The sequence below is a fragment of the Modestobacter lapidis genome (genome assembly GCF_054780755.1).
The window spans coordinates 541,582-554,759 of record NZ_BAAGVS010000001.1 but is presented as its reverse complement, the minus strand read 5'-3'; the positions used below and the strand labels follow the sequence as shown (position 1 = coordinate 554,759).

Genomic DNA, 13,178 nt, shown 5'->3' with positions numbered 1-13,178 from the left:
TGGTGAGTTCGCGGAGGAGTTCTTCTCGCTCACCCTCCACGGCCAGACGCAGCTCGCCGACCGAACCTGCCTGGAGGTGACCGCCCGGCCCCGCACAGACGTGCCCGACGACGAGCGCCGGAACTGGTCAGGGCAGCCGTTCGACATGATCACTGGCGGGGACGAGTTCCGGCTCGCCATTGACCTCGGCACCGGGATCATCGTGCGGGCCAGCAAGTGCGTCGGCGGAGAACTCGCAGAGGTCACCGAGTGGCGGGAGTTGCGCCTGGATCCGGCGCTTCCGCGTCACTGTCCGCCCCTCCGTGAGCCCGGTGCGGTGCCGGCGGGCTGAGGAGACGACGGCTCGCGTGCCCGGATCAGCGAAGTGGCGTCGGGCGTGGGCGTCTGCCGCGAGCTGTCTGGCGGCGATGACGCTGGCGGGTTCCTCGGTGGTCATGCGACTCGGAGGTTGGCCGGGTCGATGGCCTCGCGTGTGCGGCTTCGCAGCAGCCGCACGATCCCGGCGTTGGCGAGCAGGAGGAGAGCGAGAGCGGCGGGGCCGACGATGAGCAACGGCCACGCGTCGGTGCTGGCCGCCGGTTCCCCCGCGACTGACAGGGCGCCGTACCCAAGTCCGCCGATGAGCAGGCCGGAAACCAAGGGCGCGATCGTCGCCGCCCGCAGGCGCCGCCGCTGCAGGGCCTGCAACAGGGCCAGGTCGGCGCCGATGGCAGCCATGGCGGCCAGTCCCCGGCGGTTGGTGAGCAGGTCATCGACAGCGGCCAGAGTGATCGTCGCCAGTCCGGCCAGTGCTGCCAGCCCGGCCGCGACGGCAGCCAGGACGATCCCGGTGAGGTGACCACCCGAGCCGAGGTCAGTGGCTTGGCGCAGGATGTTGCCAAGGATCACGGTCGCGACGCCCGTGGTCAGGCCGGCACCCAGCAGAACTCCGGCGGCTCGTCCCGCAGGTCCAGCGAGGGCGCGCAGCCCGCCGCCGGCCAGGAGGTCTGTGGTCCTCCCTCGGCGGCTCATCCTGCTGGCCTTGCCCCGGGCCCAGGGAGCCCCGCAGGCCAGCGCAACCAGCAGCAGCAACGTCACTGCGACCGACATGAGGGTGACCTGCAGCTGCCGGTCGCCCTGACCCAACTGGGGAAGGGTGAACATGCCGGCAAGCGCCACGATCGCCAGTGCCAACCACCACCACCCGCTGAGCGGGCGTCGGTGCAGCTGGGTGCCCGAGCGGGCGCCAGCGGCGGCGGCCAATGCCGCGGACGCGGGCACCAGGCACGCCCATGCGATCAGATCGGCGGGTGCCAGGGCGGGCAGCAGACGGCTGGTAGCCGGCTGGGCCGGTCCGAGGACGAACCACAGCAGCAGGTAGACGGGTCCGGCGAGCAGCCCGCCCACCGCACCGGCGACGGCGGTCTCGATCGCGCCCAGTCGGCGCAGGTCACCTGGCGTGGCGCCGGTAGTGGTGAGCGCTTGGTCACGGCGATGGCGGCGGGCGCTGCCGGAGGAGACGGCCTGCCAGGCCAAGACCAGGGCGGTGCCAGCGACCAGGAGCACCGCGGTGGCCACGCCGATCCGGGTCTCCGCGCTGGTCACGATGCCGGCGTAGCGGGGGTCATAGCTGATCGAGTAGTTCGCGGTGCTGCCGCGGGGCGGGAGAGCGAAGGCCGGCACGCGGAACAGGGCCAAGGTGACCAGGACCAGTCCACCGGCGGCTGCGGTGCCCATCGCGACCAGGGCTGCTCTGGTGCGGGACGCCCGCACGTTGGGGACCGCCAGCAACCAAAGGGTGGCTGGCTTCATGACAGGGCCACCTGATGGGCGATGGTGCCGCGGCGCAGCCGGATCTCGCGATCGGCTCGTGCGGCGACCGCGTTGTCGTGGCTGACCAGGACCACCGATCCGCCGGCCTGCACAGTGGTCTTCACCAGCAGGTCCAGCAGCGCCCTGCCGCTGTTGGTGTCCAGGCTCGCGGTCGGTTCGTCAGCCAGCAGCAGTTGTGGGCCAGCGACCAGGGCACGGGCCCCGGCCGCCAGCTGAGCCTGTCCACCGGACAGGTCCGCAGGCAACGTGTCCGGCTCGACGTCCAACCCGACACGATCCAGCCAGCCGTCGGCGGCGGCGCGGGCGTCAGCCGACCGGTGGCCTTCCAGCAGCAACGGCAGCGCGACGTTGTCTCGCACCGACAGATCGGGGACCAGCTGCCCGAACTGCAGGACCAGGCCGATCGCCCGGCGCCGGAACCGGGCGCGGGCGGCGTCATCCGCCCCGGCCAGGTCGGTGCCGGCGACCACGATGCGGCCGGACTGGGTGCGGAGCACGCCGGCGGTGAGCATGAGCAGCGTCGACTTCCCGCATCCGCTGGGCCCGGTGACGGCGACGACCTCTCCGGGTTCGACGGTCAGCGACACATCGCTGAGCGCCTGCGTCCGGCCGTAGGCATGGCTGACACCGGAAAGTTGCACCGTGCTCATGCGGGCTTCCTCTCATCGGAACGAACGGTCGGCTGGTCATCAGGGGCCGGTAGTAGCTCGGTGGCCAGCTCGAGCCAGCGCAGATCGGCGTCGAGGTGGGCGATGAGGTGCTCACGGACCAGTCGCTCGGCAGGACCGGCACCGGGCGGGGTGCCCTGCAGATCACGGATGCGGCGCAGGTGAGCAGCCCGTTGGCGGGCAACGAACCCGGAGACGTCGATGCCGGTGTGCAGCGCGGACACGGTCTTGCGGACGATCTCCTCGGCACCGACCCCGGTCGGCGCGGCAGGCTCGGCCAGCCAGGCGCGCAGCCGCGCGGACCCCTTGGCGGTCAGCGCGTACACCGTCCGCTCGGGGCCACCGTCCACGCGCGTCTCCACGACCTCGGCCAATCCGTCGCGCTGCAACCGAGCCAACGTCGCGTACACCTGTCCATAGGGGAGCGGACGAGTGTCGGGGAACCAAGAATCGTGCTCCTGCTTGATGTCGTACCCGTGCCGCGGAGCGCCCGCGAGCAGGGCCAGGTGTAGCTCGGTCAACGACATGCCCAGTGTCTACACCACGAGTAGGTACTCAGTGAATAGCAACACGCGGCCCGACTGGGAGGGCGGCCGCTGCCATCGGGGGCGGCGTGGGCTGGCAGGTGTCGGGACTGCTGAAACAGCAGCACCCCACAGGCCAGGTTCCCGGCGTGCTCAGCCGGTGGGGCGTGCCGGCGGGAGAGGTGTCACGGTGGGGTGCTCGGGACTGCCCAGACTTGCGTTGACTCGTCGGGTGGGTGCCGCCATGTCACGTCCGGTAGGCGTCTCGGCGGTGCGCCACGTCGACCACGGTCACCGTTCGGCTTGCGTCGTCGATGCGGTAGATGACGCGGTAGGTGCCACGGCGTGCGCTGTGTCGGTCGTCCAGGGGAGGGCGGAGCTGCTTTCCGACCCGGTAGGGCCTGTCGAGGAGCGGGCCGACGATGAACTCGTAGGCAGCGGTCGCGACCGCTTCGGGCAGGTGCTCGGTGAGTTGGCGGCGCGCGGTGGGGGTGATGGCCAGGACATAGCGGTCCTGGTCCTCGGTCACGTGGTGGCGCGCCGGCGCTGCATTGCGGCGTCGAGGTCCCCTAGCGTCTCGGCATGACCGCGGGCGAGTTCAGCGTCGGAGGCGTGCAGTCGGCGCATGGCGTCGGCGTCAGCAAGGATTTCGATGGTTTCTTCGAGGGACTCGAGATCCGCGGTCGCCAGGAGAACAGCAGACGGCTTGCCGTGCACGGTTACGTAGACGCGCTCGTGTTGCCCGCTGACCTGGGCGACCAGTCGGGACAGGTGCGCCTTGGCGTCCGCCAGCGAGAAGGTCGTCATGGTCAGAAGTATGACTAGATGGGTGTGAGTCGTCCAGAGGTTGCGGAGGAGGACTCACGCCCAGCCGCACCGCCTGCGTTGCAAGAGTCGGCGATCTCGTACTGCAACCGTGACAGCAACCCCGTCCGTGCGCCCACGGATTCGAGGTTCAAATCCTGTCAGCCAGGACACTGTTAGCCCGACAGAGAAACTCCAGGTCAGAGCCGGGTCGACCGGGAAGGTCGGCCCGTCTTTCGCGTGAGTACGGCAATGGATAGAGCAACGCGGCCGTGATATAGCAACGGCCGCCCTCGCAGCGCCCTGATCAGCCGTCTTCTGCGTCGTGCTCTGCACGATGTCGCTCCGGCGCAGCCGCGAGACGGCGTTGAGGCGCGCCTCCTGCTCAGCCGTCGGCTGCCTGTCGCTGACAGCGGGGGCAGCTGGACCGCAGGAGTAATAGGTGAGACCCAGCTGCGCGCCGGCGGCGATCCGGGCCCTGCCGACGCAGTAGCGGCGGCCGGAGCCACGTCGGCGCGCCCGGGGCGCGCGCCTGATCGCGGCGTCGCGTTTCCGACGCCGGGTGACATGCCCACCGGGTGGGGGTGGAGGCATGCACGAGGGCGTTCGGCGGGAGCCGGCCGAGGTCCGGGGAGCTGCTCTCCGTGGCGGAGGGGGGCCCCGCGGTCTGCCCTCGCAGGCGCGGCCGTGGACCGCGCGTGACGGGCGTCTGCCCGGCGCCCTGCCTCGTCTTGACCGCCATATGGCACCGTGATATTCATCACGCCTAGTGGACGCCTCACTGCTAGGTGGGCATCGCTGACCATCAGGTGGGCGCCGCCAGGGGCGTAGCCACCCGGCGACGTCCGCTCCCACAACTCGCCTCGAGCACCGGGGCGCACCTGGGCGCAGCCCTTGGGGGAAATCACCATGACCATCCAGCTCGAGCGGTCCTCCCGCACCGACGACCCGCTGACCCTGATCGGCCGTCGCACTCCCGGGTACAGCCTGGAAGCGCCCTTCTACACGAGCCGGGAGATCTTCGACCTGGACGTGACGGCGATCTTCAGCGAGCACTGGTTGTTCGTGGCCGCCGGCGCGGAGGTGTCCGAACCCGGTGACTTCGTCACCGTCGACGTCGGCCCGTACTCGGTGGTCGTCGTCCGGGACGACGACGAGGAGATCCGTGCCTTCCACAACGTCTGCCGACACCGCGGGTCGCGGATCCTCGACGAGGACCGGGGCAGCGTCGGCAACCTCGTGTGCCCTTACCACCACTGGACGTACAACGTCGACGGACGACTGCTCCACGCGGACAACCAGCCGGCCACCTTCGACCGCAGCCGGTTCGGGCTGAAGCCGGTCCACGTCCGCGAAGTCGCCGGCTGCGTGTTCATCTGCCTCGCCGACGAGCCGCCGGCCGACTTCGAGGACGTGGCGGCGCGCATCGGGACATACCTGGCGCCCTACGAGCTGGCGCGGACCAAGGTCGCCCACCAGGTCGACATCGTCGAGGCCGGCAACTGGAAGCTCGTGATGGAGAACAACCGCGAGTGCTACCACTGCGACGGGCACCCGGAGCTGATCAGCGCCTACTTCCCGCTGCACGGCTACACAGCCGAGGACGTCCCGCCCCGGCTGCACAGGGTCTGGGAGCGCTACGAGAAGGCCAGCGCGGACCTCCAGGCCTCATGCCTCCGGCAGGGCCTGCCGGTGGAGGGGATGCGGGAGCTCGACAACCGGCCCACCGGTTTCATGGTCACCCACGCCCCGCTCGACGGGGCCGGGAAGTCGTACACCGCGGGCGGCGAGTCCGTGTGCCGCAAGCGGCTGGGCTCCATCGCCGACGACCGCTTCGGCGACCTGCACCTGCACCTGCAGCCCAACTCGTGGTTCCACATGCTCTCCGACCACGCGGTGATGTTCTCCGTGCTGCCCCTCGCGCCCGACAAGAGCTTCCTGCGGACGACCTGGCTGGTCCACGCCGATGCGGTCGAGGGAGTGGACTACGACGTGCCGACCCTGACCGCGGTGTGGAGCGCCACCAACGCGCAGGACAGTGCATTCGTCACCCGGACCCAGCGGGGCGTCGAGGACCCCGGCTACCAACCTGGGCCGTACTCCCAGGTCGAGGGCGACGTCGACGCCTTCGTCAACTGGTACGTCGCCCGTGTCGACGCGCACCTGTCCCGCTAGGACCCGACGGCCGGTCGGGCCTCGATCTGCACCGAGCCGGTCCGCGAGATGCGAACCGCGCACGACGTAGTGGCTGTACCGCTCCGCCTTGCAGGACTCCATGCGCGGCTTCCCGTCGGCGAAAAGGAAACAGCATGACTCAGACGCATGACAAGGAACGATCGAAGCTCGGACCCGTCTTCTACGTCTCGATAGCCATCGCTGTCCTGTTCGTCATATGGGGCGTGTTCTTCTCGGAGAGCATGGAGTCGTTCAACGCCACAGCCATGTCCGCCGTCACGGGCGCCTTCGGTTGGGTCTACCTCCTTGCCACCACCTCCTTCATCGTCTTCCTGGTCTTCCTGGCGCTCAGTCGTTTCGGCAGGATTCGGCTCGGCAAGGACACGGACCGGCCGGAGTTCAGCACGGGCGCATGGCTCGCCATGCTCTTCAGCGCCGGCATGGGGATCGGGCTCGTCTTCTACGGCGTCGCCGAACCGTTGACGCACTACGCGGCACCGCCCCCGTTCGGCGCGTCCGAGGGGGCGACGCCGGAAGCCGCACGGCTGGCCATGCAGTACACGTTTTTCCACTGGGGCCTGCACGCCTGGGCGATCTACGGGCTGGTGGCTCTCTCCCTCGCCTACTTCCAATTCCGCAAGGGCGCTCGTGGACTGATCAGTTCGGTCTTCTACCGCCTGCTCGGGGAGCGGGTCAACGGACCCATCGGCAAGGCGATCGACGTGCTGGCCATCTTCGTCACCGCGCTCGGTGTCGCGACGTCCTTCGGCATCGGCGCCACGCAGATCAACAGCGGCCTGAACTTCGTCTTCGACGTCCCGGAGAACATCCCCGTGCAGGTCGTGATCATCGTCGTGGTGATGATCCTCTTCCTGGTGTCGGCGGTGTCGGGGCTCAATCGCGGCATCCGGTACCTGAGCAACACCAACATCGCGCTCTTCGTGGCGATCATGCTCTTCGTCCTGGTGCTCGGGCCGGGGCTGTTCCTGCTCAACATCTTCACCGAGTCGATCGGCAACTATCTGCAGAACTTCCTCACGATGAGCTTCAACTCGGGCGCTTTCACCAGCGAGGAAGGGGAGGACTGGCTGCAGAGCTGGACCATCTTCTACTGGGCCTGGTGGATGATGTGGGTGATGTGGGTCGGCACGTTCATCGCCCGCATCTCGAAGGGACGCACGATTCGCGAATTCGTCGCCGGCGTGCTGTTGGTGCCCTGCGTGTTCAGCTTCCTGTGGTTCTCGGTCATGGGGGGTGCCGCACTCGACCTGGACCTCTCCGGGGCCGCTGACATCGGTGGTGCCGTGGCGGAAGACATCAACACGGCGTTGTTCGTGACCCTGGGCGAGTTCCCGCTCGGGACAGTGGTCTCGGTGATAGCGATGATCCTCATCGCGACCTTCTTCATCACCTCGGCCGACTCGGCGGCTTTCGTCCTCGCGATGCTGTCGACCGACGGGGACCAGAACCCGCCCTGGCGCGTCAAGGTCATGTGGGGCGTCTTCGTGGCCTTCTTCGCCTTCGTGCTGCTGCTGGCAGGCGGACTGGAGGCCGTGCAGCAGGTCGCCATCATCACCGGGGTGCCGTTCACCATCCTCCTCATCGGGATGGGGGTGTCGCTGTTCAAGGCGGTGTCCGACGAGGTGCTGCCGGAACGGGGGCACGTCGTCGCCCCTGCTCCGGACGGGAGCCCCGTTCTCCGCCACGTCGCCGCCCCGGAGTCCAGCGCCGAGCCCGGTCCCGCCGCCGAGGAGACGCCGGTGGAAGGAGCGGGCGCCTCCGCCGCTGCCGAACCACGGGGAGCCACAGCTCCTGCTCCGGACGGCCGCGCTACGAGCCACGGAGCTGCCTCCCGGGACAGCACCGCGACACCCGGCGCCGATTAGGCCTCCCTCTCGACGGGGCCGTAACCGGTCACGACGTTGACGACACCGGCCGGCGGGATGTCGGCCACCCGGTGCAGCAGCTCCGACCGCACCTTGGGCCTCAGGTCGCCCCACGCGGGTGCCGCGGCGACCGCGGCCGCCACCGCCAGGTCGGTGTCCTCGACCGTGCCCTCCGCGGCCTGAAGGATCCGGCGGGCGCAGCTCGGGTCGATCACGTCCATCAGGCTTCCGGACAGGTGCGGGTGAAAGGCTCCGTCGATGAAGTGCTGGCCCGGTGGCAGCTCGCCCTCCTCGAGCAGGGGCCCCGGGGCCTGGGCCCGGCGTACCGCCGGCTTCTCGGTCGCGGTCGACAGGGACGTCTGCATCCCTCCGTGCGGGCTGGTGTGGGACGCACTCGAGCTGTGGTCGGGTGTTCGGTCAGGACGTGGGAACGGGGCTCACGGCCGCGGCCAGCTCCTCGATGCGGGCGGCCGCGGCGGGCTCGAGCGGGGCGACCGGAGCGCGCGGGGGGCCGACGGGGAAGCCGACCGCCGTCAGCGCTGCCTTGACGGCCGGGATGAAGGGCTGGGTCATGATCGCGTCGATGAGGGGGTAGACCCGCGCCCAGGCCTGGCGAGCACCCGCGAGGTCGCCGGCGTGGACGGCGTCATGGACGGCCACGAGCTCGGCCGGCACGACGTTCGCCGTCCCGGCCATCACGCCCGCGGCACCCTCGCTGAGCGACGACAGCACCAGGCTGTCCCAGCCGACGAACGTGGAGATGACGTCACCGTGGTTGTGGATCAGCTGGGCCGACTGCGCCATGTCGACCGTCGTGTTCTTGATGTAGCGGATGTTCTCGACCTCGCGGGCCAGCGCGCCCACGGTGTCCGGATCGAGGTCCACCCCGGTCGCCACCGGCAGGTTGTAGAGCATCACCGGGATGTCGACGGCGCCGGCGACGGCCCGCAGGTACGTCAGCGTCTCGCCGACCGACAGCGGCTCGTAGTACGGGGCCACCGGCATGATCACGTCGGCGCCGACCGACTGCGCGTGCCGGGAGAGCGCGATGGCCTCGGCCGTGCTCGTGGCGCCGGTCTGCGCGACCACCGGGACCCGGTGGGCGACGTGATCGACGACCGTCTCGACGACCAGGCGGCGCTCGTCGCCGTCCAGCGTGCTGAACTCGCCGGTGGAGCCGCACGCCACGACGCCGTGCACCCCTCCCTCGATCGACCGGTCCACCAGGGCCCGCAGCCGGGCGTCGTCGACCCGGCCGTCCGGGGCGAAGGGAGTGGCGAGCGCGGTCAGGATCCCGCCGAGTCGCACCGTCATCTGTTCTCCTCGTGCATGTCAGCCGGCGACCAGTGGGAGGCCGGTCACCCTGCGCTGCTGGCGTTCCGTGGCGAGCAGGCTCGCGACCTCCTGCGCCGCCGAGAAACCGGTCTGGATGGCCGTCTCGGTATAGAGCGTCCCGAGGTAGTCACCGGCCAGCAGGACGCGGCTGCCCCGTCGCATCAGGGTCGGCTGGAGCGCACCGCGACCCGGGAAGCAGTAGGGCGCACCGGTCTCCCAGCGCTGCACCTGCGACTCGACGACCGAGTCGCCGAAGCCGCTGCCCAGGACCTGCTCCAGGTCGCCGGTGTAGATGCGCAGGATCTCCTCGTCGCTCTTCTCCAGCAGCGTGCGCGCCAGGCCGGCGGGGGAGAAGGTCATGATGCTGCTGCCGGGCTGCCGCGTCGTCTCGCTGCCGCGGACCAGGCTGGCCTGGTTCAGCACGACGTTGAACGATCGCTTCGGCGTGGCTATGCCGTACGCGGTGTCCCAGGGCTGGGGGGTCGTCTCCTCGGTGAGGAACGCGGCGCTGACGTACGGCCCGTAGACGATCTTCCCGAGGGCCTCGCGGATGTCCGGCGGGAGGTCCACGGCGACGCGGTGGCTCACCGTCGCCGGGGCGGCGAGGACGACGTACCGCGCCTCGACCTCCCGGTCCGCTCCGTCCTGCCGGTACCTGACCACGACCGATCGCTTGGTGTGGGCGATCTCGACGACGTCGGCGCCGAGGTGCACGCGGTCGCCCAGTGCGGCGGCGACGCCCTGCGTGAGGGTGGACGGGCCACCCACGATGCCGCGGTTCAGGCCCTGACCGATGTTCCACACCAGGCTGAAGTAGCCGATCCCGGCGCCGGCCGAGATCTCGTGCGGATCGGCGGCGGACCGGGTGACCGTCGGGCGGAACAGCGCGTCGGCGTCCTCGGGCAGGTCGCCCACGAAGTCCCGGAAGCTCCGGCCGTTCTGGAAGTCGTAGACCCGCTGCTGCCGGACGGCCGGGTCCTCCCCGGGGCGCTGCCGCACGATCCTCGCGTACCGCAGGACCTGCCCGCCGACCTTGAGGCCCGTCCGGACCAGCGCGACACGGGAGGCGAGCGGCATCGGGATCCGGAAGGGATAGCTCTCGATGCGTCCCTCGAGCAGCAGCTTGCCGTTCATCGCCAGGCCCTTGAGCGAGCCGGGTACCTGTGCGGCCGTGATGCCCACCTCGGTGAGGAGGGCGTCGGTGGACGTTCCCGGGCCGGCGAAGACGTGTCCGCCCCAGTTCAGCCAGTACCGGCCGCGGCGCTCGGACCGGATGCGTCCACCGACGCGGCTGCCGGACTCCAGGAGCACCGTGTCCCAGTGGCGCAACCGCCATCCCGCGGCCAGGCCCGCGAGGCCGCCCCCGACGACGACGGCGTCCCGCACGGCGGACTCCTTCCGGGGCTGGCTACTGAAATCTCATTGATACATCGAAACAATGTATGGGGACGTCAACGGCGTCCGCTGCGGTGCGGTCGGCACGCACCGGCCCCTGGCCGGTCCGCGGGAGCGGCGGCTCAGGAGTCGATCGTGAGGTCGCTCAACGGTTTCGAGCAGCAGATCAGAACCTTGCTCTGGGCGATCTCGCGCGGCCGGATGCCGCCGTTGTGCTGCATGTCCACGGTGCCGGAGAGCACGGTCGTCTTGCAGGTGCCGCACATGCCCTGGCCGCACGACGACGGCGGGGTCAGTCCCGCCGCGTAGGCGGCGTCCAGCACGTTCTCGTCATCGCCGCAGGTGAAGGTCTGGCCGCTGCGGGCGAACTCCACCGTGAAGGTCCGGGCGACGGTCCTTGCGCCGTCCCCGCCGGTTCCGTCGTCGCCCACCTCGTCATCCGTGGCCGCCTGCGTTCCCGGCGGAGAGGGGAACTCCTGGACGGTGAGGTCCCCGAAGGAGAAGGACTCCTCGTGGTAGTTCTGCATGTCGAAGCCGCGGTCCAGCAGCATCTGCCGCACCGCGGCCATGTACGGAGCCGGCCCGCAGCAGAACACGACCCGCTCGGTGAGATCGGGTGCCACCAGCGGCAGCATGTCGGCGGTGAGCAGTCCGCGGAGTCCTCCCCACGGATCCCGGGGCGCGTCGCGCTCGCACACGTGGGCGACGTGCAGCGTGGGCACGGTGCTGGCCATCATCTCGAGCTCGCGGCGGAAGATGATGTCCGAGGGGGTCCGCGCACTGTGCAGGAAGACGATGTCGGCGTCCGAGCCCAGGTCGTACATCGTCCGGGTCATCGACATCAGCGGGGTGATCCCGCTCCCGGCGGACAGGAAGAGGTACTTCGCCGACGGGTGGCGGGCCGCCGTGAACACTCCGAACGGGCCGTCGGCCGAGATGCGCGTGCCGGGCGCCATCGTGTCGTGCAGCCAGTTGGACACCAGTCCATCGGGCTGGCGCTTGACCGTGATCCCGAGCAGGTGCGGACGCGTCGGTGGGGAGGAGATCGTGTAGCACCGGCTCACCGCGCGGCCGTCGATCTCCAGGTTCAACGTCACGAACTGGCCGGCGTCGTGCTGGAACAGGGCCGGCTCGTCGGCCTGGAACAGGAAGGTCCTGACGTCGTCGGTGACATCCTGGACCTGTCGGCAGACGAGCACCGCGGTGGCGTCCTCGCCCCACACCGGGAGGCCGGACGGAGTGCCCGGCTTCGGCTGCTCGCCTGGATCGGGTGCGGCACGCCACGGCGGGTCGAGCACTCCGTTGAAGCTGATGAGGGCCGTCATCGTTTGCGCCTTCCGACGTTCTCGTCCATGTCCGCCGGGCCGGCCCTGCCGATGTCGACGGGCCAGGATCGGCGGCGACCGTTGCGTGCGGTCGGTATGTGGTGTGCGGCCGGTGGACCCAGTCGTGCGGGGCATCGGCGGACCTCGCCACCCGATTCCTGCTTGCCCACTACGTGGGCGGGGGTGCCCACAGAGTCAACGGTAAAACGCCGATCCCTGTGTCGCAAGACACATCGACGACGGGACCATGGGTCCTGGCACGGCTGACCGGACCACCTCGTGCGGCGCGCCGCCGCCGTAGCCGCCCGACCAGGGCGGGGAGGGGCTGCTGCGGGTCAGTGACCCGCGCGGGCGACGACATCCAGGGGCGTCGCGGTCGCCCGTCCACGGCCTAGCGCCGTCGCGATGCGGCCGGCCGCACGTGCCAGCTGGTCGACCGCGTATCGCCGCCCGGGCCCATCGAGCCGTTGGGTGGGGCCGCTCAGGGTGAGCACGCCGAGGAGTTCGTCGCCCCGGCCGTGGATGGGCCGGGCGACGCTGAACAGGCCCTCCTCCTCCTCGTCGACGTTCAGCGCGTGCTGCTGCTCGCGGACCCGCGCCAGCTCCGACCGCAGTTGCTCCCCGGTCGTGATCGTGGCGGAGGTGAACGGCGGGAGCGGGTCGCGGAGGAACTGCTCGAGGCGTGCCTCGTCCCAGGTGGCCAGGAGCACCTTGCCGCTCGCACTGGCGTGCAGCGGGAAGCGCTGCCCCATCCAGGACTGGGGGCGCAGGTGCTGTGGTCCGTCCACCTGGTCCACGACGTCGAGACCGCCGTCGGGCGCGAGGACGCTGAGCGTCACCGTCTCCCGGACGGCGGCGACCAGGTCGACGATGACGGGGCGGGACACCTCCCGCAGGAGCAGGGCCTCGTCGGTGGACCTGGCGAGGCGCAGCAGCTCCGGCCCGAGCAGCACGCGGTCGTCGCCGACGACCCTGAGCAGGAAGCCCTCCTGCTCCAGCGTCTGGATCATCCGGAGCGCGGTCGCCCGCGGGAGCCCCGCGGCCCGCGCCAGCGACGAGACGGTCGCGTCGCCGTCCTCGGCGGTGGCGCGCAGGAGCGTGATCGCCTTCCGCACCGACTGGTTGAGCTTGCCCCGCTCTTCCATCGACGTCACGCGTCCACGATATAGAGGGCGGGTGCGGGCGTGGCGCATGCGTTCCGGCCCGTCAACCGTTCAGGTGCAGGTCAGGTGCTCGACGGGCGCGTCCCGGGCC

General features: G+C 70.3%; 13 protein-coding genes. 2 read left to right on the top strand and 11 right to left on the bottom strand.

Annotated features, from left to right (window positions below; all coding sequences use genetic code 11):
- Positions 1 to 127: 127 nt before the first annotated feature.
- The 6 genes from ACYVG5_RS02555 to ACYVG5_RS02530 form a co-directional block, all read right to left on the bottom strand.
- Positions 128 to 436 carry a hypothetical protein gene (locus ACYVG5_RS02555; protein ID WP_460682931.1) on the bottom strand — a complete coding sequence of 103 codons (309 nt, stop codon included), beginning with the start codon at positions 434 to 436 and terminating at the stop codon, positions 128 to 130.
- Complete coding sequence (locus ACYVG5_RS02550; protein WP_222048183.1) at positions 433 to 1,791, bottom strand: hypothetical protein; 1,359 nt, start codon at positions 1,789 to 1,791, stop codon at positions 433 to 435. Before ACYVG5_RS02550 ends, ACYVG5_RS02555 begins: the two co-directional genes overlap by 4 nt.
- Positions 1,788 to 2,462 (bottom strand): ABC transporter ATP-binding protein, encoded by a 675-nt coding sequence (locus ACYVG5_RS02545; protein WP_222048182.1) that lies wholly within the window; start codon positions 2,460 to 2,462, stop codon positions 1,788 to 1,790. Before ACYVG5_RS02545 ends, ACYVG5_RS02550 begins: the two co-directional genes overlap by 4 nt.
- On the bottom strand, positions 2,459 to 3,007 hold the full coding sequence (locus ACYVG5_RS02540; protein WP_222048181.1) for a PadR family transcriptional regulator: 549 nt from the start codon (positions 3,005 to 3,007) through the stop codon (positions 2,459 to 2,461). The genes ACYVG5_RS02545 and ACYVG5_RS02540 overlap by 4 nt, the downstream gene beginning before the upstream one ends.
- A 244-nt stretch (positions 3,008 to 3,251) precedes the next feature.
- Positions 3,252 to 3,533: a type II toxin-antitoxin system RelE family toxin gene (locus tag ACYVG5_RS02535; RefSeq protein ID WP_222048180.1), complete on the bottom strand. Its 282-nt coding sequence runs from the start codon at positions 3,531 to 3,533 to the stop codon at positions 3,252 to 3,254.
- Positions 3,530 to 3,811 (bottom strand): type II toxin-antitoxin system Phd/YefM family antitoxin, encoded by a 282-nt coding sequence (locus ACYVG5_RS02530; protein WP_222048178.1) that lies wholly within the window; start codon positions 3,809 to 3,811, stop codon positions 3,530 to 3,532. Before ACYVG5_RS02530 ends, ACYVG5_RS02535 begins: the two co-directional genes overlap by 4 nt.
- A gap of 906 nt (positions 3,812 to 4,717) precedes the next feature.
- On the opposite strand from ACYVG5_RS02530, the gene ACYVG5_RS02525 reads away from it, so the two are divergent.
- Both ACYVG5_RS02525 and ACYVG5_RS02520 read left to right on the top strand, forming a co-directional pair.
- The gene (locus tag ACYVG5_RS02525) at positions 4,718 to 5,983 is read left to right on the top strand and encodes an aromatic ring-hydroxylating oxygenase subunit alpha (protein ID WP_222048176.1); all 1,266 of its coding nucleotides are present in this window, start codon (positions 4,718 to 4,720) and stop codon (positions 5,981 to 5,983) included.
- 134 nt (positions 5,984 to 6,117) lie between these two features.
- Positions 6,118 to 7,869 (top strand): glycine betaine uptake BCCT transporter, encoded by a 1,752-nt coding sequence (locus ACYVG5_RS02520; RefSeq protein ID WP_222048174.1) that lies wholly within the window; start codon positions 6,118 to 6,120, stop codon positions 7,867 to 7,869.
- On the opposite strand, the gene ACYVG5_RS02515 is transcribed toward ACYVG5_RS02520, so the two are convergent.
- The 5 genes from ACYVG5_RS02515 to ACYVG5_RS02495 all read right to left on the bottom strand — a co-directional run bounded on the left by ACYVG5_RS02515 (position 7,866) and on the right by ACYVG5_RS02495 (position 13,069).
- The gene (locus tag ACYVG5_RS02515) at positions 7,866 to 8,234 is read right to left on the bottom strand and encodes an aldehyde dehydrogenase family protein (protein ID WP_222048172.1); all 369 of its coding nucleotides are present in this window, start codon (positions 8,232 to 8,234) and stop codon (positions 7,866 to 7,868) included. The genes ACYVG5_RS02520 and ACYVG5_RS02515 overlap by 4 nt on opposite strands.
- Positions 8,235 to 8,286: 52 nt before the next feature.
- Positions 8,287 to 9,183, bottom strand: coding sequence for a dihydrodipicolinate synthase family protein (locus ACYVG5_RS02510; protein WP_222048170.1), 897 nt, complete (start codon positions 9,181 to 9,183; stop codon positions 8,287 to 8,289).
- An 18-nt stretch (positions 9,184 to 9,201) separates the two neighbouring features.
- Positions 9,202 to 10,590, bottom strand: coding sequence for a protoporphyrinogen/coproporphyrinogen oxidase (locus tag ACYVG5_RS02505; protein WP_222048167.1), 1,389 nt, complete (start codon positions 10,588 to 10,590; stop codon positions 9,202 to 9,204).
- A 131-nt stretch (positions 10,591 to 10,721) separates the two neighbouring features.
- Entirely contained in the window at positions 10,722 to 11,924 is a 1,203-nt protein-coding gene (locus ACYVG5_RS02500) for an FAD-binding oxidoreductase (protein WP_222048164.1), read from the bottom strand.
- Between the two features lie 335 nt (positions 11,925 to 12,259).
- A complete protein-coding gene (locus ACYVG5_RS02495) occupies positions 12,260 to 13,069 on the bottom strand; it encodes an IclR family transcriptional regulator (protein WP_246630171.1) in 810 nt (269 codons plus the stop codon).
- Between the last annotated feature and the right edge of the window lie 109 nt (positions 13,070 to 13,178).